The sequence below is a fragment of the Paenibacillus koleovorans NBRC 103111 genome, from assembly GCF_004000845.1.
In the GTDB taxonomy this organism is placed as follows: Bacteria; Bacillota; Bacilli; order Paenibacillales; family NBRC-103111; genus Paenibacillus_AA; species Paenibacillus_AA koleovorans.
Window position 1 is genome coordinate 1 of the sequence record NZ_BIMA01000262.1, and the last position, 867, is coordinate 867.

The window sequence follows — 867 nt, forward strand, 5'->3', positions numbered from 1 at the left end:
AGTCCGTGTAACGGGAGGGATTATCTTGAGGGAGAAAGTCGTCGGCTATGTCCGGGTGTCCACGTATGGACAAGCCAAAGAAGGGTACAGCCTGGCTTACCAGTTGGAGGAGATTGAGCGGTATTGTGATCGCAGCGGTCTGGAGTTGCTGCACGTGTACGAGGATAAAGGCTGGAGCGGTGCAACAGTTGATGAGGAGGGCTTGACGGTCGAGCGTGAAGGTTTGCAGGAAATGCTCGCGGATCTGAAAAGCAGGCCTGTATCGGCTGTCGTCGTATTGAACACATCGCGGTTATGGCGTTCCGATATGGCGAAAGTCCTCATTCAGCGAGAGCTCAAGCGACATCAGGTTGACGTAACCGCCATCGAGCAGCCGAATTACAGCATCTATGCCCATGACCCGAACGATTTTCTAGTCAACGGAATGCTGGAACTGTTAGACCAGTACCAACGGTTGGAGATCACATTGAAACTGAGCCGGGGGCGGAAGAAGAAAGCCCAGCAAGGCGGCTATGCCGGAGGCGGTGTTCCGTTTGGCTACCGCGCCGCCAAAGGTGAGAAGGCAATTGCGGTTGATTGGGAAAATGCCATTATCGTCCACCGGCTGTTTGAATTAAAGGAGTTGTTCCCGCACTGGCCGCTGTCGGAGTTCGCTAAACAGCTCAACTATGATGGTCATAGAACCGCTCAGGGCAAGGCATTTACCAAAGTGCAGATCAAACGTATGCTGGATCGCGAAGATTTCTACAACGGCTTGTACACCTACGGAAGCGTGACATCTCGCGGCCAATATGCCGCTATCCTGTAGCTGGAGGTGCGGAATGAGTACACTTGCCGAAACCTACGAGCGGATGGTCGATCAGGAAA

At 53.3% G+C, this 867-nt stretch carries 1 protein-coding gene; it reads left to right on the top strand.

Annotated elements, in window-relative coordinates; all coding sequences use genetic code 11:
* Window positions 1–25 precede the first annotated feature (25 nt).
* Window positions 26–808, top strand: coding sequence for a recombinase family protein (locus PKO02S_RS32090; protein ID WP_127589360.1), 783 nt, complete (start codon window positions 26–28; stop codon window positions 806–808).
* Window positions 809–867 lie beyond the last annotated feature (59 nt).